This window comes from Sporosarcina pasadenensis, from assembly GCF_047228845.1.
Lineage (GTDB): Bacteria > Bacillota > Bacilli > Bacillales_A > Planococcaceae > Sporosarcina.
Genome location: NZ_JBFEGM010000002.1, coordinates 1 through 18,912, shown reverse-complemented (window position 1 = coordinate 18,912; position 18,912 = coordinate 1). Strand labels below are relative to the sequence as shown.

At 45.2% G+C, this 18,912-nt stretch carries 24 protein-coding genes; 16 read left to right on the top strand and 8 right to left on the bottom strand.

Annotation, left to right across the window (positions count from 1 at the left end):
• Positions 1 to 666: an ABC transporter ATP-binding protein gene (locus AB1K89_RS03845; RefSeq protein WP_413053746.1), complete on the top strand. Its 666-nt coding sequence runs from the start codon at positions 1 to 3 to the stop codon at positions 664 to 666.
• Between the two features lie 63 nt (positions 667 to 729).
• The gene (locus AB1K89_RS03840) at positions 730 to 1,311 is read left to right on the top strand and encodes a YdcF family protein (RefSeq protein WP_413053472.1); all 582 of its coding nucleotides are present in this window, start codon (positions 730 to 732) and stop codon (positions 1,309 to 1,311) included.
• 86 nt (positions 1,312 to 1,397) lie between these two features.
• On the opposite strand, the gene AB1K89_RS03835 is transcribed toward AB1K89_RS03840, so the two are convergent.
• Positions 1,398 to 2,192, bottom strand: a complete 795-nt coding sequence (locus tag AB1K89_RS03835; RefSeq protein WP_413053471.1) for a histidinol-phosphatase HisJ family protein — start codon at positions 2,190 to 2,192, stop codon at positions 1,398 to 1,400.
• Positions 2,193 to 2,298: 106 nt separating this feature from the next.
• Between AB1K89_RS03835 and hisZ the strand changes: the two genes are divergently transcribed.
• The 10 genes from hisZ (at position 2,299) to rlmN (ending at position 10,387) form a co-directional block, all read left to right on the top strand.
• Positions 2,299 to 3,273: an ATP phosphoribosyltransferase regulatory subunit gene (hisZ, locus tag AB1K89_RS03830; RefSeq protein ID WP_413053470.1), complete on the top strand. Its 975-nt coding sequence runs from the start codon at positions 2,299 to 2,301 to the stop codon at positions 3,271 to 3,273.
• Positions 3,273 to 3,908, top strand: coding sequence for an ATP phosphoribosyltransferase (gene hisG / locus AB1K89_RS03825; protein ID WP_413053469.1), 636 nt, complete (start codon positions 3,273 to 3,275; stop codon positions 3,906 to 3,908). Before hisZ ends, hisG begins: the two co-directional genes overlap by 1 nt.
• The gene (hisD, locus tag AB1K89_RS03820) at positions 3,905 to 5,191 is read left to right on the top strand and encodes a histidinol dehydrogenase (RefSeq protein ID WP_413053468.1); all 1,287 of its coding nucleotides are present in this window, start codon (positions 3,905 to 3,907) and stop codon (positions 5,189 to 5,191) included. The genes hisG and hisD overlap by 4 nt, the downstream gene beginning before the upstream one ends.
• The gene (gene hisB / locus AB1K89_RS03815; RefSeq protein ID WP_413053467.1) at positions 5,181 to 5,765 is read left to right on the top strand and encodes an imidazoleglycerol-phosphate dehydratase HisB; all 585 of its coding nucleotides are present in this window, start codon (positions 5,181 to 5,183) and stop codon (positions 5,763 to 5,765) included. The genes hisD and hisB overlap by 11 nt, the downstream gene beginning before the upstream one ends.
• Before the next feature lie 13 nt (positions 5,766 to 5,778).
• Positions 5,779 to 6,528, top strand: coding sequence for a 1-(5-phosphoribosyl)-5-[(5-phosphoribosylamino)methylideneamino]imidazole-4-carboxamide isomerase (hisA, locus tag AB1K89_RS03810; RefSeq protein WP_413053466.1), 750 nt, complete (start codon positions 5,779 to 5,781; stop codon positions 6,526 to 6,528).
• Entirely contained in the window at positions 6,491 to 7,255 is a 765-nt protein-coding gene (gene hisF, locus AB1K89_RS03805) for an imidazole glycerol phosphate synthase subunit HisF (RefSeq protein WP_413053465.1), read from the top strand. The genes hisA and hisF overlap by 38 nt, the downstream gene beginning before the upstream one ends.
• Entirely contained in the window at positions 7,246 to 7,896 is a 651-nt protein-coding gene (gene hisIE / locus AB1K89_RS03800) for a bifunctional phosphoribosyl-AMP cyclohydrolase/phosphoribosyl-ATP diphosphatase HisIE (protein WP_413053745.1), read from the top strand. Before hisF ends, hisIE begins: the two co-directional genes overlap by 10 nt.
• Positions 7,889 to 8,962 carry a histidinol-phosphate transaminase gene (gene hisC, locus AB1K89_RS03795; protein ID WP_413053464.1) on the top strand — a complete coding sequence of 358 codons (1,074 nt, stop codon included), beginning with the start codon at positions 7,889 to 7,891 and terminating at the stop codon, positions 8,960 to 8,962. The genes hisIE and hisC overlap by 8 nt, the downstream gene beginning before the upstream one ends.
• Positions 8,963 to 9,041: 79 nt before the next feature.
• A complete protein-coding gene (locus AB1K89_RS03790) occupies positions 9,042 to 9,233 on the top strand; it encodes a hypothetical protein (RefSeq protein ID WP_252502528.1) in 192 nt (63 codons plus the stop codon).
• 86 nt (positions 9,234 to 9,319) lie between these two features.
• The gene (gene rlmN, locus AB1K89_RS03785; protein WP_252502529.1) at positions 9,320 to 10,387 is read left to right on the top strand and encodes a dual-specificity RNA methyltransferase RlmN; all 1,068 of its coding nucleotides are present in this window, start codon (positions 9,320 to 9,322) and stop codon (positions 10,385 to 10,387) included.
• Positions 10,388 to 10,435: 48 nt separating this feature from the next.
• Here rlmN and AB1K89_RS03780 read toward each other — a convergent pair whose 3' ends face one another.
• The 7 genes from AB1K89_RS03780 to AB1K89_RS03750 form a co-directional block, all read right to left on the bottom strand.
• Positions 10,436 to 11,857 carry a tyrosine phenol-lyase gene (locus AB1K89_RS03780; RefSeq protein WP_413053463.1) on the bottom strand — a complete coding sequence of 474 codons (1,422 nt, stop codon included), beginning with the start codon at positions 11,855 to 11,857 and terminating at the stop codon, positions 10,436 to 10,438.
• A 142-nt stretch (positions 11,858 to 11,999) separates the two neighbouring features.
• Entirely contained in the window at positions 12,000 to 12,371 is a 372-nt protein-coding gene (locus AB1K89_RS03775; RefSeq protein WP_413053462.1) for a hypothetical protein, read from the bottom strand.
• Positions 12,372 to 12,536: 165 nt separating this feature from the next.
• Positions 12,537 to 12,857, bottom strand: coding sequence for a YflT domain-containing protein (locus tag AB1K89_RS03770; RefSeq protein WP_413053461.1), 321 nt, complete (start codon positions 12,855 to 12,857; stop codon positions 12,537 to 12,539).
• Between the two features lie 71 nt (positions 12,858 to 12,928).
• Positions 12,929 to 13,228, bottom strand: a complete 300-nt coding sequence (locus tag AB1K89_RS03765; protein WP_413053460.1) for a hypothetical protein — start codon at positions 13,226 to 13,228, stop codon at positions 12,929 to 12,931.
• 72 nt (positions 13,229 to 13,300) lie between these two features.
• Positions 13,301 to 13,870 (bottom strand): SCO family protein, encoded by a 570-nt coding sequence (locus AB1K89_RS03760; protein ID WP_413053459.1) that lies wholly within the window; start codon positions 13,868 to 13,870, stop codon positions 13,301 to 13,303.
• Positions 13,870 to 15,279, bottom strand: a complete 1,410-nt coding sequence (locus AB1K89_RS03755; RefSeq protein ID WP_413053458.1) for a sensor histidine kinase — start codon at positions 15,277 to 15,279, stop codon at positions 13,870 to 13,872. Before AB1K89_RS03755 ends, AB1K89_RS03760 begins: the two co-directional genes overlap by 1 nt.
• Complete coding sequence (locus tag AB1K89_RS03750; protein ID WP_252502536.1) at positions 15,279 to 15,956, bottom strand: response regulator transcription factor; 678 nt, start codon at positions 15,954 to 15,956, stop codon at positions 15,279 to 15,281. The genes AB1K89_RS03755 and AB1K89_RS03750 overlap by 1 nt, the downstream gene beginning before the upstream one ends.
• A 161-nt stretch (positions 15,957 to 16,117) precedes the next feature.
• Between AB1K89_RS03750 and AB1K89_RS03745 the strand changes: the two genes are divergently transcribed.
• The 4 genes from AB1K89_RS03745 to AB1K89_RS03730 all read left to right on the top strand — a co-directional run bounded on the left by AB1K89_RS03745 (position 16,118) and on the right by AB1K89_RS03730 (position 18,756).
• Entirely contained in the window at positions 16,118 to 16,861 is a 744-nt protein-coding gene (locus AB1K89_RS03745) for a FixH family protein (RefSeq protein ID WP_413053457.1), read from the top strand.
• 107 nt (positions 16,862 to 16,968) lie between these two features.
• A complete protein-coding gene (locus AB1K89_RS03740) occupies positions 16,969 to 17,337 on the top strand; it encodes an ASCH domain-containing protein (RefSeq protein ID WP_413053456.1) in 369 nt (122 codons plus the stop codon).
• Positions 17,338 to 17,343: 6 nt separating this feature from the next.
• Positions 17,344 to 17,784, top strand: a complete 441-nt coding sequence (locus tag AB1K89_RS03735; protein ID WP_413053455.1) for a hypothetical protein — start codon at positions 17,344 to 17,346, stop codon at positions 17,782 to 17,784.
• Positions 17,785 to 17,907: 123 nt separating this feature from the next.
• Positions 17,908 to 18,756 carry a GNAT family N-acetyltransferase gene (locus AB1K89_RS03730; protein WP_413053454.1) on the top strand — a complete coding sequence of 283 codons (849 nt, stop codon included), beginning with the start codon at positions 17,908 to 17,910 and terminating at the stop codon, positions 18,754 to 18,756.
• Positions 18,757 to 18,912 lie beyond the last annotated feature (156 nt).

The following is an 18,912-nucleotide window of genomic DNA, read 5'->3' as shown; positions in this document are numbered from 1 at the left end:
GTGAAAGGCGTCCAAAAGCGATACAGAAGGAAAAGTGTATTGCAAAATATTTCATTTGAAATGAAAGCAGGGGAAATTGTCGGCCTTGTCGGCGAGAACGGTGCCGGAAAATCGACATTATTGCAAATCTTGGCGACAGCACTGGAACCTACCGCTGGCGAATTGCGTTTAAATGGTAAGCGATACGCGGATGATTTCAAGCGATTACGGCAGATGATCGGGTATGTACCCCAGGACATTTCAGTTTGGGAAGAGTATACAGTCGAAGAGAATATGCGTTTTTTCGAAAAGCTTTCGTGGAAAAGGCAATCGCTGGAAGAGTGCAGGAACCTCTGTCTCGATATGCAGTTGACTCAGTGGAAGGAACCGGTCCATACGCTATCAGGTGGAATGAAGCGCAAGCTCAACTTGGCAATAAGCCTACTGCATGACCCAATTCTTCTTTTATTGGATGAACCGACTGTCGGCATTGATTTGAAATCAAAAACAGAAATCGGCAGCTATTTGCTGAATTTGGCTAAGAAGGAAGGAAAGATGATTCTTTATACGTCGCATGACATGGATGAAATTACGAATGTATGCGACCGTGTCTATTCAATTGGCGATGATCCATTTTATCCAACTTTGCTGAAGGAACGCGGAATCAAAGTGGGACAGCTATCATGACGGAATTAGCCATTTTTCCGCCGAGCCCCTCATATACTAAAATTGACTTGAATAGGTGATCAAGTGACGAAAACAAAGAAGTTGGGGATGACAATCGGAATTGCAGCAGTGTTGCTCTGCTTTGGAACATGGTTGTTGTTGGGCAAATGGATGGCAGATGGCCAGAAGCCTGTGGCAGATGGATCAAATGAATATGCGCTCATCCTTGGTGCCAAAGTGAATGGGGAAACGCCTTCACTCACGTTGCGCTACCGATTGGAAAAAGCGCTATCTTATGCGGAAACCTATCCTGACGTGAACTTCATCTTGTCGGGCGGTCAAGGTCCGGACGAAGACATTGCCGAAGGGGAAGCGATGCGTCGATACCTGACGGAGAATGGCGTGAAAGAAGAAAGGCTCCTGCTCGAAACCGAGTCGACATCGACGTACGAGAATCTTTTGTATTCCAAGAAACTGTTGCCGGAGGATGTAAATGCCGTAACGATTATTACAAGCGATTTTCATCTCGCACGGGCAAGGATGATTGCGGATAGCCTCGATCTCGAGACGGACGCATTGCCAGCCAAGACACCGAAATCAGTGGAAGCGAAGTATCACATAAGGGAACGGCTTGCCCTGATCAAGACGGTTATTGTAGGGAAATGATTTCAATAAAAGGACTGCACCGGAATTAATTCCGAGGCAGTCCTTTTTATTTGTTATCTCAAATGGCAAGCGTCTAAAGCGAATCTTCAAAGCATATCAATCGGATGGAAAGTGGGTTTCAATCCTTCGAACGTTGAAATGTATCGGAAACCAATTGAACGCAACAGCTCAAGCGACTCGTTGAAATCGAATGCGATATCTTCCGGCTTGTGCGCATCCGAACCGAGCGTTATGATCTCCCCGCCGCATTCCTTATACAGCTTTAACACATCATCACTCGGCAATCCGTTCGGCAAACCATAACGGACTCCGGACGTATTCAACTCAATCCCCTTTCCGGCTGGAATGATAATATTAAAGATTTCGCGCAACACATCGTGGAAATCATTATCGACGACCTCAGGCGCATACCGTTTGATCAAATCAACATGTCCTAAAATGGAGTAGTTTGTAAAGTCTTTCACGCAATGCAGCAATTCATTGTAATATTTCAAAGAGGCTTCCTCCACCGTAATCCCTCTGAAAAGATCCCCGTAATGCAATCCTTTCCGTTCGACTGTATGCATGGAGCAAATGATGAAATCAAAATTCTCCGCTTTCAGCATTTTGTCATAACGGTCCAATAAATGCGGCTGCACACCAATCTCGACACCCTTCTTAATACGGATCATTCCGTCATATCGCTTACGTAATTCATCGATACGCTCACCATATCTCCGCTTATCGAAATCAAATTCAATCGATTCATCAGGATAATCATAATCGATATGTTCCGTAAAACATATCTCAGAAAGGCCCTTTGTTATCGCCCCTTTCACCATATCCTCCATATCTACTTTGCAATCTCCAGAAAATGAACTATGCATATGGTAATCAAACATTTGAAAAATTCCTCCTATCGGTTGACAAAATTAAAAAATAGATTTATAGTACGTTATAACTTTAACGTAGTAAAGTGATGAAGTCTACAAGCGAGGTGGTATGTAAATGAATTCAGAATTGATTGATGCTGAAAAGTTCGAGCAAGTGATCGGTACATTAAGCAATCGATTTTCTGCAAATAGGTTCCAACGAATTAAAACTCCGGCTTTCGAACGGTATGACCTCTATTCAAAGGTGACGAGTTCCGTCAATCGGAAAGAGATGGTGAAAGTGATCGATCCATCGGGGGAGGTATTCGTCCTCAGACCGGACGTTACAATACCGATTACACAGGAATTGTCTCATGCACACCGCAAACTGACAAGTGAACACCGGTTTTATTATGTTCAGGAAGTGTTTCGAAGATCGCCCGACTCGGCAGAAAAAACCGAGAGGACACAAGCGGGGATTGAATATTTTTGCAAAAGGTCGCCGGAGGTCGATGCGGAAACGATCTTATTGGCACTCGAGACGATGAAGGATTTGAAGTTCGATGACATTAAAATTGAGATTGGGCATACCGCCTTCTTCCATGAATTGATCACTCAGCTTAAGTTGACAGAATACCAAAGCGATCGTCTGAAGGCATTTATACGGGCGAAAAACAGTGTTGAAATTGAAGCGCTGCTGACGACTCTGGATGCAGACGAGGCAATCAAACATGCCGTCACGCAAATTCCTAGACTTTACGGAAAGCCGGAGGAAGTTCTGGACCGTGCAAAGGAAGTTGCCAACACTTCCCGAATGCAAGCTACCCTTTCCTATCTCGATGAGGTTTGCAGGCGGTTGACGTTACACGGGTTTGACGAACATATTGTCATCGATTTCGGATTAATCAACCGAATGGATTACTACTCGGGCATCGTTTTTCAAGGGTACGTCGGACGTTTCGGCAAGCCGGTATTGATGGGTGGGCGATATGATCGTTTGGGCCATGAATTTGATGCTGATTTGCCGGCAATCGGATTTGCTTGCGAAGTTGAAACGTTATTGAAGGCTTCCGATAACCAGAAAATAGTCCATGGAAAGGAGGAGGCATGATGGAAAGTTTGACTGTCGCGATGGCAAAAGGCAGGATTGCCAATCAGGCGATTAAACTGCTTGAGACTGCTGGAATCCTATTTTCGGACTTTGATGAAAAAAGTAGGAAACTCATCTTCACAGACGAAGAACGAAGCGTCAAGCTGATTTTCGTGAAGGCGGTTGATGTCCCGACGTATGTGGAGCTCGGCGCCGCGGATATCGGGGTGATCGGCAAGGATGTCATGCTTGAAGACCCGAAAGATGTATATGAACTACTGGATCTTGGCATTGGGAAATGCAAACTATCGGTAGCAGGGTTCCCGGGAGAAAACCTAGTTAACAGTTCTCAACTGACTGTAGCTTCAAAATATCCAAGTCTGGCAAAAATGCATTTCAATCAAAAAGGTATCCGCACCGAGATTATCAAGTTGAATGGGTCGGTTGAATTAGCGCCGCTCATCGGAATGGCTGACGTCATTGTCGACATCGTCGAAACAGGTGCTACCTTGAAAGAGAATGGATTGGTTGTTCTCGAGACAATCGCGGAAGTGAGTGCAAGATTGATTGTGAATAAAGCAAGCTTCGCAATCAAAACAGAGCGTATCCAAAATTTCATTGCTGACGTCAAGACAGGGCTGGAGGTGTATTCATGAAAATCATTACGGCAGCCGACTATGCAGTAGAAATTGAGAAGCGGAACGAGCAATCCATAGATCTGGAATTTGATCAGAAAGTGCTGTCGATCATCAATGACGTCCGCATGAACGGGGATACGGCTTTACAAATGTATACCGAGCGGTTCGACGGAGTAAAGTTGGAAAACTTCATCGTTACTGATGATGAATTCGACGAGGCCTATACGCTCGTTTCGGAGGCCTTCATCGCCTCTCTACTGAAAGCGAAACAACGGATCATTGATTTTCATACAGAACAGAAGGAACGTTCCTGGTTCATCCGACAGGAGAAAGGCATTATGCTCGGTCAACAAGTGACTCCCATCGAGCGGACCGGTATTTACGTGCCTGGCGGGAAGGCGGCCTACCCATCCACTGTCCTTATGAATGTTATCCCTGCAAAAATCGCCGGAGTCGGTCATATTGCCATCACGACACCACCGCAACCGGACGGAAAAGTGAATCCGCACGTTTTGGTCGCAGCGAAGGAGTCTGGTGTGGAAGTCGTCTATAAAGTGGGCGGTGCACAGGCGATTGCGGCGATGGCATATGGCACGGAAACAATCCGGAAAGTGATGAAAATAACAGGACCGGGTAATGCATATGTTGCTAGAGCGAAAAAATGGGTATTCGGTGACGTTGGAATCGACATGATCGCGGGTCCGAGCGAAATTTGTGTGTTGGCAGATGAAACGGCAAACGCTGCGTACGTGGCGGCAGATCTATTGTCTCAAGCGGAGCATGACGAGCGGGCGGCAGCCATTTGTGTGACAACTAGCGAACAGTTTGCCCGAAAGCTTGTCGCGGAAGTGGAAAAACGGTTGCCCGAAATGGAGCGAGTGGAAATAGCGAGCCGCTCCATAAACGATTTTGGCAGGATCATCGTCGTTGATTCGCTGACGGAAGCAATCGAAGTAGTGAACGGGATCGCACCAGAGCATTTGCAGATCATGGTGGAGAATCCGATGGCGCAACTGCCGTTCATCCGGAACGCGGGGGCAATCTTCCTCGGCCCATACTCTCCCGAAGCATTGGGCGATTATATGGCTGGACCGAACCATACATTGCCGACGAGCGGAACCGCCGCATTCTCGTCTCCGTTAGGCGTTTGCGATTTTCTCAAAAAGTCGAGCATCATCCAGTATTCAGAGGAAGCGTTTAAGGAAGTGGCGGATGACATAATATTATTGGCGGAAGCGGAACGATTAACTGCTCACGCCGAATCAATCCGGTTGCGGAAGGGGGAGCGTAATGAGAAGTGAAAGGATATCGAGAAGCACTGCGGAAACTTCGATTGAATTGGAGTTTTCAATCGATGGAACTGGTAAAACGGATATACGGACGGGGGTCGGTTTTCTCGACCATATGCTGACTTTGTTTGCGAAACACGGCAGATTCGATCTGAAGGTTGCGTGTGATGGCGATCTCGCCGTCGATCAGCACCATACCGTCGAAGATATCGGTATCGTGCTTGGCCAGGCATTCAATCGCTGCATTGGAGAGAAGGAAGGCATTGAACGATATTCGATGGTTTCAACACCGATGGATGAAGCACTTTCAACTGTATCACTCGACATAAGCGGACGCTCTTATCTCGTCTACAACGTAGAAGGATTGAAAGATAAAGTAGGGGACTTTGATACCGAGCTGGTGGAAGAGTTTTTCCTAGCATTCACGAGACATGCAAATGTGACGTTGCATATCAGTTTGCAATACGGGAAAAACAGCCACCACATTATTGAATCGATTTTCAAAAGTTTTGGAAGGGCATTGCGCATTGCGAGTTCAATCAATCCTGAAATTGAAGGGATTCCATCGACAAAGGGAATTTTATAAGGGGGAGTCGACGATGATTTTATTTCCGGCAATCGATATTAGAGGAGGCAAATGCGTCCGTCTTATACAAGGTGATTACGCAAAGGAAACCGTCTATCATGAATCGCCATCTGAAATGGCGAAGGAATGGGAAAGGCAAGGCGCCGAGTACATACACGTCGTCGACTTGGACGGAGCAAAAACCGGGGATTCATTGAATGCTGAAGCGATTAGGGAAATTACGAAGGCTGTGAAAATCCCTGTGCAAGTCGGCGGAGGGATAAGATCGATGGAAACGGTCGATTCACTTACCGCACGCGGCGTCAGCAGAGTCATTATCGGAACGGCTGCTATTCAAAACCCACAGTTCGTCGAAGACGCGGTCGCCAAATATGCCGAGAAAATCGCAGTGTCGATCGACGCACGAAATGGATTCGTTGCGACTGACGGCTGGACGGAAACGACGAACGTCAAAGCGGTAAAATTGTTGCGATGGCTTGAGGACATCGGCGTCAAAACGGTTGTGTATACCGACATCATGAAAGATGGGATGTTGGAAGGTCCAAATTTCGATGAATTATATGTAATCAACAAAGCATCCGATATGGACATCATCGCTTCCGGCGGCGTCTCGACGACTGAAGACATCGCCAAGCTGAAACAGATGGATCTGTATGGCGCCATTATCGGAAAGGCATTGTATGAAGGGAATCTATCCTTGGAAACTGCATTGGGGGGCTACAGCGATGACAAAACGAATTATAGCTTGCATGGACGTCGATAATAGGAAAGTCGTGAAAGGGAGAAAGTTCCTTGACGTAATCGAGGTTGCTGACCCGCTTGCGCTCGCGAAAAAATATGTCGCAGATGGCGCGGATGAACTGGTCTTCTACGATATATCCGCCTCGACGAAAAACAGGGAAATGTTCCTCGATTTAATTGAAGAGATTGCAAAGGAAGTCTCTATTCCTTTCATCGTCGGAGGAGGTATCCGCACAGCCGATGATGTGGAGAAAATCTTAGGTATCGGCGGGGATAAAGTGTCCATTAATAGCGCCGCTTTATTGAATCCAGAGCTCATACAAGAAGCGGCGGAGAAATTCGGTTCAGAGCGTATTATGCTTTCAATGGACGTCAAGAAAACCGGCCCCGCAAAATGGACCGTCTTTGCAAAAGGCGGCATGGAAGAGACGGGACTGGATGCAATCGAGTGGGCAGAAAAAGGCGAGCGATTGGGTGCCGGTGAGCTCGTCGTCAACAGCATCGATGAAGACGGCGTGAAGGATGGCTATGATATCGAGCTCTATAAGGCGATGGCAGCTGCGGTCAGCATACCGATTGTTGCTAGCGGTGGAGCAGGCAAGCCCGAGCATTTCGTGGATGTATTGACGGAAGGAAAGGCGAGTGCTGCACTTGCCGCTTCAGTATTCCACTTCGAAGAAATCCATATCGGGGAATTAAAAACGTACTTAAAAGAACAAAAACAAGTTGTTGGGAATGAATTACGATGAATATCGATATAGATGTACTTTCATTTGATCAAAACGGCTTGATTCCCGCAATTGTCCAGGACGAACGGACAGGCGAAGTGCTCATGCTCGCCTACATGAACCGGGAATCCATCCAAAAGACAGTTGAAACGAAAGAAACTTGGTTTTACAGCCGCTCCAGGCAAGAGCTTTGGAATAAAGGCGCAACTTCCGGCAATCGGCAAATCATCAATCGGCTATCCATTGATTGTGATCACGATGCGATCCTACTTCAAGTGGCACCTTCAGGACCTGCATGCCATAAAGGTGAAACAAGCTGCTTTCATACTATCGGGTTTGAAGAGAACCGTTCGGTACGCGGCGTAGTGCATGAAATCGCGGATGAAATCAAGGACAGACGCGCGAACCCAATCGAAGGCTCCTATACATCGTATCTGTTCCGTGAAGGAGTGGATAAAGTGTTGAAGAAAATCGGGGAGGAATCTACGGAAGTCGTCATCGGCGCAAAAAATAACGATAAGGATGAATTGACGAATGAACTTGCGGATTTGACGTATCACACACTTGTCCTAATGGAACTGCTAGATGTGACGGTCGATGACGTGAAGGCGATTCTTGAGGATAGAAGGCCAAAGAATGATGAGGTGTCCCGGAATGAATAAGTTTTGGAGCGATATGGTGAAACGAGCCGAGCCATACGTGCCGGGCGAACAATTGAATGTACCGGACATCATCAAATTGAATACGAACGAAAACCCTTATCCACCAAGTCCGCTCGTGAGAGAAGCGATTTTGGAAGAGTTGGAGGGACAGCTCCGGTTGTATCCATCCCCGACAGCGGATGGATTGCGACTCGCCATTGCGGAGACGTACGGTATGTCAAAGGACGAAGTTTTCGTAGGAAACGGGTCGGATGAAGTGCTCGCCTTCTCATTCATGGCCTTCTTTCATCCTGGCAAGCCGATCCGCTTTCCGAATATCACATACAGCTTTTATCCGGTATATGCCAAACTGTTTAACATTCCATATGAGCTCGTCCGTGTGAATGAAGACTTCACATTACGTGCGGAATCTTTCTTCGGATCTGAAGGAGGCGTCATCATTCCGAATCCGAATGCGCCGACGAGCCTTTATATGGAGCTTTCATCGATTGAATCGATCTTAATCAATAACCCCGACACCGTCGTCATCATCGATGAGGCGTATATCGATTTTGCAACAGTCTCTGCTGTGGAATTGGTAAAGTCGTATAACAATCTCCTCGTCGTCCAGACGACCTCAAAATCCCGTTCGCTGGCAGGTATGCGTGTTGGCTATGCAATTGGGCATCCTGACTTAATTGAGGCGCTTGTTAGAATCAAGGATTCCGTCAATTCCTACACGATCGACAGGCTTGCGATTGCAGGTGCGACTGCTGCATTCAAGGACCGGGAATACTTCGACTACACGGTAAAGAAAATTAAAAAGACACGGCAGCGGCTCATAAAGGCTTTAGAGGAAATGGGTTTCCACGTTTTACCGTCACAAGCGAACTTCGTCTTTGCCTCGCATGCCGAAAGAGCAGCAGTCGAGTTATATATGCAGTTGAAAGGAGAGGGAATCCTCGTACGCCATTTCAATCAACCTGATATTGAAAACTATTTGCGGATTTCAATTGGCACAGACGAACAGATTCATAGTCTACTAAGAAAACTCCAACAATTGCTGCCAGTCCCTAGGCAACGTTAAAAAGAGGATGGCAATACGGGATAGGGAACTGCTATACTGTTGTCAAACGGAAGTTTTGGCGTAAAGGAGGAGCATCCAGATGACAACACCGAAATTCATCGATATTGCATTAATCATTTTCTTGGGCTATTTTGCAATTGACCGATTCACAAAAGGACAGACTGGCATTGCCATTTTCTTCACTGTCTTAGCACTCATGAATGTACTCGTTCTCGTCATGAAAATAAAACAGGATAAAACGAGGCGAATGAGCCAAACTAACGAAAGCTGACATTATATGATGCAGCTTTTTTCTTCTGTTTTTACTCCTTTTATGTTATACTGACTGAATGCAAAAGTGAGAAGTGAGGAATTGACATGAAAAAATCAATTTACGGCTTGACATTGGCACAGCTGACAGATTGGCTTGTCGAAAATGGACAACAGAAATTCCGTGCTGCACAAGTGTGGGACTGGCTTTATAAAAAGCGTGTCACCAACTTTGCAGACATGACGAATATAAATAAAGAATGCCTTCAAGTATTGGATGAGAATTTTGTTATACAGACGCTCGAGCAATCCGTAAAGCAAGTTTCAGAAGATGGGACGATCAAATTCCTATTTAAAATGCAAGACGGGAACTTGATTGAAACTGTATTGATGAAATTCCCATACGGATATTCAGTATGTGTTACGACACAGGTTGGATGCAATATCGGATGCAGTTTTTGCGCCAGCGGTTTATTGAAGAAAAACAGGGATTTGGATGGCGGGGAAATCGTCGGTCAAATTATGAAAGTGCAACAGCACCTTGACGAGGTCGGCAAAGGGGAACGAGTCAGCCACATCGTCGTAATGGGAATTGGCGAACCGTTCGACAACTACACGAATTTGATGAACTTCCTCCGTGTCATCAATGACCAGAAAGGTTTATCGATCGGTGCGCGCCATATTACCGTTTCAACGAGCGGCCTCACACCGAAAATCCGCGAGTTCGCGGAAGAAAATATCCAAATCAATTTGGCGGTATCTCTCCATGCGCCGAACAATGAACTACGGACGAGCATTATGAAAATCAATAAAGCATATCCGATTGAAAAGCTGATGGAAGCTATCGATTACTATTTGGAAACGACAAACCGCCGAATCACTTTCGAATACATCCTATTGGATGACGTGAACGATCATATCGCTGAAGCCGAGCAATTGGCAAAACTGCTTTATAATAAACGTCATTTGTCGTACGTCAACCTCATCCCGTACAACCCGGTCGATGAGCACGGACAATACCAACGAAGCAAACCGGAAGCGATCAAGTCTTTTTACGAAGCGCTGAAAAAACGTGGCATCAACTGCGGAGTACGATGGGAACAAGGTTCCGATATCGACGCGGCTTGCGGACAACTGCGAAGCAAGCAAATTAAAAAAGAAAAAACGGTAAAATAAATTATAAAACGCATGCCTGAAAAATAATTGGCATGCGTTTTTGTATTGTTACGCGTTGATTTTCCTATTTTCCTCACTAATCAACTCTCCATCTTCCGACAGCGGCGCAAATCTTGCATTGAAGAATCGGAGTGTCGGCGGCTCGTAGACCATGCTCAACCCGCAAATTGCATCCCTTTTCTCATATAATGCCAAAATCGAATCGACGACGACATCCATATGATTATTCGTATACACTCTGCGCGGTATTGTCAGGCGTACGAGCTCAAGATTCGGCCGGTTATGCTCGCCCGTCTGTATATCCCGTCCCGCGGAAACGATGCCGCGCTCCATGCTGCGGACACCGGAATCCAAGTAAAGGGCAGCGGCAAGCGCCTGGGCCGGAAATTCCTCCTGACGCAAATGGGGAAGGAAAGCACGCGCATCTAAAAATACCGCATGGCCGCCAATGGGCTGCACAATCGGAATGCCGGCATCCAACAGCTGTTGCCCGAGATGCCTCACTTGGCCGATACGATGCTCGATATAATGGTCATCGACCGCTTCACGTATGCCGATTGCCATCGCTTCCATATCCCGGCCAGCCATACCGCCATAGGAAGGCATCCCTTCATAGACGACAACGAGCTCACGTGAACGGATATAGAGATCCTCGTCGTTCATCGCGAGGAAGCCACCGATATTCACAAGGCAATCCTTTTTCCCGCTCATCGTGCAACCGTCGGAATAAGACATCATTTCCTTCAATATTTCTGACACAGGGCGATCCGCGTACCCAATCTCCCTCTCCTTAATAAAGTAAGCGTTTTCAACACAGCGTGTCGCGTCGAACATGACGTCGATATTGTGGGACTTGCACAGCTCATATACCTCTTTCATATTTTGCATGCTGACGGGCTGTCCGCCTGCTAGATTTACCGTGACGGCAAGACAGACGTAAGGGATCTTTTCAGCTCCGACTTTCTGAATCAAATTACGTAGTTTATCCAGATCGACATTCCCTTTGAAAGGGAGGTCGATCGATGGATCATGTGCTTCGTCAATGATGATATCGACAAACGTGGCGCCATTCATCTCCTGGTGGGCACGCGTCGTCGTGAAATACATATTGCCGGGCACATAATCGCCTTCTTTAATTTTCAACTGCGACAAAATATTTTCGGCTCCACGACCTTGATGTGTTGGCAATACGTATCGATAGCCGTATACATCACGGACAGCTTGCTCGAGCCGCTTCCAGCTCTTGCTGCCGGCATACGCTTCATCGCCTGTCATAAGCGCTCCCCATTGTGCATCACTCATCGCCGTTGTTCCGCTGTCCGTCAGCAGATCGATGTACACATCATCTGAGTCAATTAAAAACGTATTATACCCTGCGCGTTCGAGAGACTCTTTGCGTTCCTCGTAAGATAGCATGGAGAGCGTCTCCACGCTTTTAATCTTATAAGGTTCAGCAGTTCTTCTTTTCAATAAAAACATCCCCTTTATAAAAAATTCTCCCCAATTTCACTATATCCCTTGAAAAACTATTATTCAATTAATTTGAAATAGTTCTATTCAATAGCGATAAAAGGCCGCACTCCATATATATGAGGCGGCCGTTCATCCATTCCTATTTTCTTATTTTTTGTATGCCGATAACGATGAATTGTACAATAATGGCGAGCCCGAATCCGAAAGTCGAAATGATGAATAAGGAAAGGACACCGATTAAATCGCCAAATCCGTTCTTATCCATAAGGAAGCTCCTGAAAAACTCAACGAAGCCTAGTATAAGGGCAGCCATGAAAATTCTGAAGGCGATTTTAAATTTATAGAAGAGAAGGGAAGATGCTAGAATACCGACAGTCAAACTGAATACAGCGAACGTCAGGTAATTTTTGAACACCAATTCAGTCCCTAAAATGGTCCGAATTCCTAAGATGAGCAGTACGAAGGAAGTCAAACCGGTAAAAAAACCTATTTTCCATAATTTCTTATCCAATGAAGTGCACCCGCTTTCAGTACATATCATAACGGAAAACGATGGGGAAGTGTAGGGGGAAGTGACAATGCAAATTAAAACGACCGTCCCCCTCTAGGAGTACATCCTAGAAAGGAACGGCCGTATATTTAGCTGCTTCACTCAAAAGTGTGCATTACACCTTATTTATTTCTTCGCAATCAGTACAAGTTTTCCGTGATCGAGTTCCTTTTCCGCATCGGCGGCATCTTCTGCTGTCAATCCAGCTGCCTCCATCTTGCTGCGGAGCTCGTCTCCACGGGATGTGAACATGTTTTTCATGCTGTCGAGGAATCCTTGCTCTTTCATGCCTACGCTTTCCGTATCAAGGGCATCCGTAATATGCTCAGTTCTTTTTTTATCGTGGGCGAAAATATAAATGTCATCATGCGTGTAACCTTGTGTTGCCAATTCTTCAATTTCCTTTTTTGCCTGCACGGCATTCTCAACGATTTTTTTCAAGACCATAGTAAAATTACCTCCCATTTGTATTTGTACTATCTATACCTCTACTGGGACAAATTAAACAAACGGAAGAGTCAAAAAGCGAAAGGGTCTCCTTTGAGTTGCCTGTATGAATTGATGAATTCTTTCGGGTTTTCATTCACACCGAACGTGAAAACCCCGCGGTTCGTATGAAGATAGAAAAGCCCTGTTCCATTAGAAAATGGGCGATATGAGACATCATGCACATGCTCCAAAGAAAACGTATGATCCGACGAGGCAATCGATTCCTCATATAGCAGAAGGGTGCGGGCTGTTTGCCGATGCTTCTGCTCAAACCAATCAATTGACCGCTCGATTGTAAAATAATTTAGAGATGATATTGAGTCTTTCAAGCGGATTCCTCCCGGTATTTATTATTGTTTCCATGCTACCAGCTTTATGCTTCAGAGCCAATCAATCCGACATCATTTCACGAGGCGCTTCACTTCATCGATCATCTGCTCATCAAAGGATTCCTCGACATAACTATATTCATTCACAATAATACCTCTTTGATCGATGATGAAAAAATTGGTTCCGTGGATGACTTGTCTGGTTTCATTAGGCTTTTGCACAATCGTCTGGAACTGATTCATTGCCAATTGCTCGATTGTTTCTTGTGAATAGCCCGTCAGTAAATGCCAGTTCGATTCGTCATCCGAAAACTGGCCGACATATTCCTTCAACACTTGAGGCGTATCGGTTTCCGGATCAACTGTGAACGTCACGAGCTCCACTTCGAGTCCGTTCTCTTTGAATGTTGTCTGTAAATCAGCCATTTTGTGTGACATCGGAGTACAGACAGAATTGCAGTTTGTGAAGATAAAATCCGCGATCCACACTTTTCCGGCAAGTTGATCGGTGCCGAACGGCTTGCCATTTTGATCGGTGAATGAGAAAGAGGTGACTTGTCTGCCAGTTTGCTTCGGCTGGCCGCATGCAGACAAAAGAAATAGGGCAATGACAAAAACGGACAGCAATTTCATTGTTTTCATTATTCATCTCCATCTTTCATCGTATTCACAAAACGGACAGTGACCGTAGTTCCAGTGGCAGGGGCGCTTTGGATGGAAAAAGTGCCGCCGTGGAGCCGGATGATCTCCTTTACGATCGACAGGCCGAGTCCAGATCCTCCAGTCGTCCGGTTCCTAGCTTTGTCAGTGCGGAAAAAACGTTCCCCGATTCTGTCAATATCATTTTCCGGTATAACAATCCCATCATTTGTCACTTTAAATTCGATAATTTCCCCGACAGAAATTAGCTGAATGCGCAATATCCCTTCGTCGACGGAGTATTTAACAGCGTTGTCAATGATGTTGTAGAGAACCTGTTCAATCCTTTTCGGGTCTCCAGTAAGGATCAGATCCTCTTCCAGATCGAGTTGCACGTCCAATCCTTTTTCAGAAATTAAGATGTTGAACAAATCAAGCGTGTCCAAAATGATTTGCGAGATGACAATCGGTTCTTCCACGAGCACGTATAAATCCTCCTGGAGATGATTCAGCTCGACGAGATCATTAATTAATTTATTCAATCGGATTGTCTCTTTTTCAATCGTCGTCAAGTAGCTTTCCGCTTCCTGAGGTGATGAAAAGATCTTTTCCTTCAATACATGTGTATACCCTCCGATATACGTCAAAGGCGTCCGTAGCTCATGCACCAGATTGGACGTGAATTCTTTCTTCCGCTTCTCCTGTTCTTCCAGCGACAGGCTCATTAAGTTGAAAGCATTCGTCAATTGGCCGATTTCATCTTCCCGATCGGTTTCAACCCGGCTGCTATAGTTTCCTTTTGAAACTTCTGCCGATAGCCGCTGAAGGTCCTGCAACGGCCTGAACAGCGATTGCCATGCCCAATTTAAACCTAGGAAAAGGACGAAAAAGAACGATGTGCCGACGATGACCAGTATCGGGATGCTCTCTCGGAAGACATCTTGGATAGCCGCGAGTGGGACGTATATGTAAATGAAACCGATTAAGCCTGTTTCGCCCTTGATTGGAAAAATGGCTCCGAGAATTTCACGGTCGAGCTCCTCGACATATCCTTTTTTCATTATGTAGGCACCTTTGTTCAAACTTTCACGATCGGCATTATCTACAAGATTTTCATAATTGATCTTATAGGGGAAGTACGAAGATAGGTCATCCAGGTGGTCGACGACGATCACTTCATATTCGGAGACGATGTTATACCATTGGATCTTATCAATGATTTCGTCGCTCAACTCTCCATAATGGTAATGGGATGCAGTCCGTTTTCCTTGATAGACGATCGATTCTTCAATACTCGCCAAATAGAGCTTGGAATAAAGGAAATGAATGAAGAAGAATGAAAAAAGAATCGTGAACGCAAGGCTCGATAGTAAGATGACTAATATTTTTTTGCTCAATGTGAGCTTTTTCATCATTTCACCTCAAGTTTGTATCCGATTCCCCATACCGTTTCAATCATGCTTCCCGCTTCTCCTAATTTCAATCGCAATGTCTTAATATGCGTATCAATCGTCCGGTCTGTGCTTTTATGATTATCTCCCCAAACGAGGCTCAAAATCTGTTCCCTCGTATAGACACGGCCGGGTTTCCTTGCAAGTGTCTCAAGGATGCCGAACTCCTTCACCGTTAACGAAACCGGTTCGTTATTCAAGGTAACCTTATGTGCAAGATGATCGATGGCGATCGGACCGACTGTCAACACCCGTGACATACGTTGGTGTTGATACGATCTTCTTAGGACGGATTCAACCCTTGCAATGAGCTCGCCTGGCATGAACGGCTTGACGATATAATCATCGCCGCCAATCTTCAAGCCTTCTACCTTGTCCCATTCCTCTCCTCTTGCGGATAAAAAGATGATTGGAATATTCGTTGTCCGTTTCAATTCTTTGGCAAAATCAAAACCATTCATATACGGCATCATGACGTCTACAATACATAAATGGGGTTGTAGTTTATACACTTTGGATAAGGCATCCATGCCGTCTGTCGCCTCTTCAACGACATATCCTTCCGGGACAAGGAAAGTGCGTACTAAATTTCTCATTTGTTGTTCATCATCTACTATTAAAATCGTATACGGGTTCATCAAAATATCCTCATTTCACAGATATAATCAATTATAATATACTCGGTAGTTGTGAAATACTTATGAAAAGGTGCACTTCATAATTACTTCGTATTTACTTGATAATATCATATTAGGTAAATCCGTTTATTTAAAAGAAGAAAAAGGTGGAGGGAAACATCATGAAAAAGAGATACAAACTGTTTGGACTAATTATCGGATTAGGTATATTATCCGCTTGCGGAAAAGACGTAGATGACGGCTCTGCAGTCGAAGTGCTGCCTTTGGAAGTCGAGTTGACTGTGACCGAACAGGCAGAAGTCGGTGACACAGTAAATATGGAAGCCCTAGTAACATACGGAGATGAAAAAGTTGTCGATGCCGATAAAGTCGTCTATGAAGTGTGGGAGGAAGGGAAGAAAGACGATTCGGTCATGATTGAATCCGTGAACGAAAAGGATGGCACCTATACAGCTGAAACTTCATTTGACCATGATGGACTGTTCCATATCCAAGTACATGTAGACGCAAAAAATCTGCACACGATGCCCGTGAAGCAAGTGACAATCGGTGAAGGCGCACAAGTCGGAGATTCGGAACCGAGCGAAAGTCATGACCATGGACATGCGGAAGGTTTTGCTCTCCATTTTGTGAAGCCGGAAAACGCGGTGGCTGGCAAAGAGACGGAAATGATGACCCATTTGGAGATCGATGGACAACCACTTGAAAAAGCTGATGTCCGATATGAGGTTTCGAGCGATGTTCTCGGTGAAAAGCATCTTTGGATTGATGCCGATGAAGTGAAGCCGGGTGAATATAACGCAGTTCATCTATTCGAAGAGGCAGGCACGTATACTGTCAAAATCCACGTAAAAAATGAAGAAGGCTTGCATGAACACGAAGAATTTACATTTGATGTGAAGTAGGCAATTATTGAATAACCTAAGTGGAGGATTGTGACTTTCATGTGAAATTCCGTATGATGAACGTAAGTTTTGATTGCTGTGTATGGAATTTAACATGGGGAATCGATATGATAGAGGTAGATTCAGAAGAGGAGCGATGCACGATGAATAATTTACCGGAAAAGACTTGTTCGGTTGAACGGCTTGTCACCATTCCAGCGGATGTCGAGAGAGTATTGAAAGGTGAAAAAACAGCGACAAGGCGGAACGGCGTCTATGCGTATCCGGATGAAATCATGGTATTGGATGGCAAAGAGTTTAAAATCGATAAGCTCTACAAGCAAACGCTTGGGGAAATGACAGATGAACATGCGAAACAGGAAGGGTTTGCAAACATGGAGGATTACAAGCAATCAATTCTTGACTTGCATCCGAAAATGCCTTGGCTTCCTACAATGAGCGTCTGGGTTCACGAGTTCAGCCCAGTCGAAAAGTAAGATGGCATGAAATACATGTATGGGACAATTGTATTTGTCCACGTCGTCTCCGCAGTACTTGCCATCGGTCCATTATTTTTATTAATGCCGACGATTAAAAGGCTGCGGAACGTCGATCTTTCAACCGAGAATGCATACTTGACGATTATCAATGTCATTATTAGGCTCGTCATGCACGCCGGCCATCTGCTCGTCGTATCGGGTGCATTGCTATTACTCACCGGTCCGTGGCCTTGGTACACGTCTTGGGTCATTGCGACCCTTGCTATCTTGCTAGTATCCGGCGTTTTTTTATCAAGTGGATTCACGAAGGTACTTAGAAGATATCATTTGCCCGATAGCAATAAAGGGGAAATTCTGACCGTACTGACGAGGACATCTTGGATTTATATCGGATTGATGCTCATCATGCTTTGGCTCATGGTGCAAAAACCGGTGCTTTGGTAAAATTACATAAAATGAGGATATGCAGAGGGCCGATGCATATCCTTTTTTATTTCTATGAAAAAGATGAGTGACAATTCTCTATTTCAAGTATATAATGCTCAGAAACGAAATGGGGAGATTTGGATGGAGTTTATTCAATACGAGGATGCTGAGAAATTTGCAGAAGTGGCGGAACCGATCATCGCAAAAAAAGAGGATGTCTTCAGTCTTTTCTATGGCATCCTGCAGGCGATAAAAGCGGGGAAATATGAAAATCCTTTTATGGCTGCCGTTACGAATAGAGGAAATGTTCTTGCACTTTTGCAAATGACCCCGCCGCATCCATTGAATCTGGTCATTGTGGATGAAAGTAAGAAGGATGAAGTGATTGATTTCATCATCCAGGAATTGCGCAGGAATTCAATTATGGTTCCGTCTATCATCAGTTTGAAACAATGGGCGACAACTTTTGCAAACGCATGGGAGCATCAAACAGGGGAGACGCAAAAACTGCTCATGGATCAAGGGCTTTATCGGTTGGATGAAGTTGAGGGAACACTTGAAATGAGCCCGGGAAGTTGGAGGTTTGCAACCGATGCGGATGCAACCTTAATTGAAAAATGGTTTGCATTATTCGAGGAAGATACGAACCTAGTAAGGACATCGCCGGAACTCATTAAAGGGAGAGTAGCCGCATTCCTTGAAGCGCGGGAAGTATTCCTATGGGAAGATGAAGGGAAAGTCGTCTCGATGATGAAGAAAGCTAGACCTACTCAAAATAGCGTCACCGTCTCGCTCGTCTTTACGCCGAAAGAGGAGAGGAAGAAGGGGTACGCCCGGACGATGGTCGCGCAAGGTTCGAAGGAGCTGTTGCAGGACTATGAATTTTGCGTGCTCTACACCGATATGATGAATCCGACATCGAATAAGATCTATAAGGAAATTGGATACAAACATATTGCCGACTCGATCCATATTGGTTTTGAGAAATAAAATAGGTTTCTGCGCGCTCAAAGTGAGTGGTTCCGCACCCAAAGCCGCCGTCTTCGTACACAAAAAAGCCCGCCTCAGGTGGCACTGACATAAGAAATTGAGACAAATAAAAACACCTTACGTTGAAAAACGGGTATTGACCCTTAATACAACAAC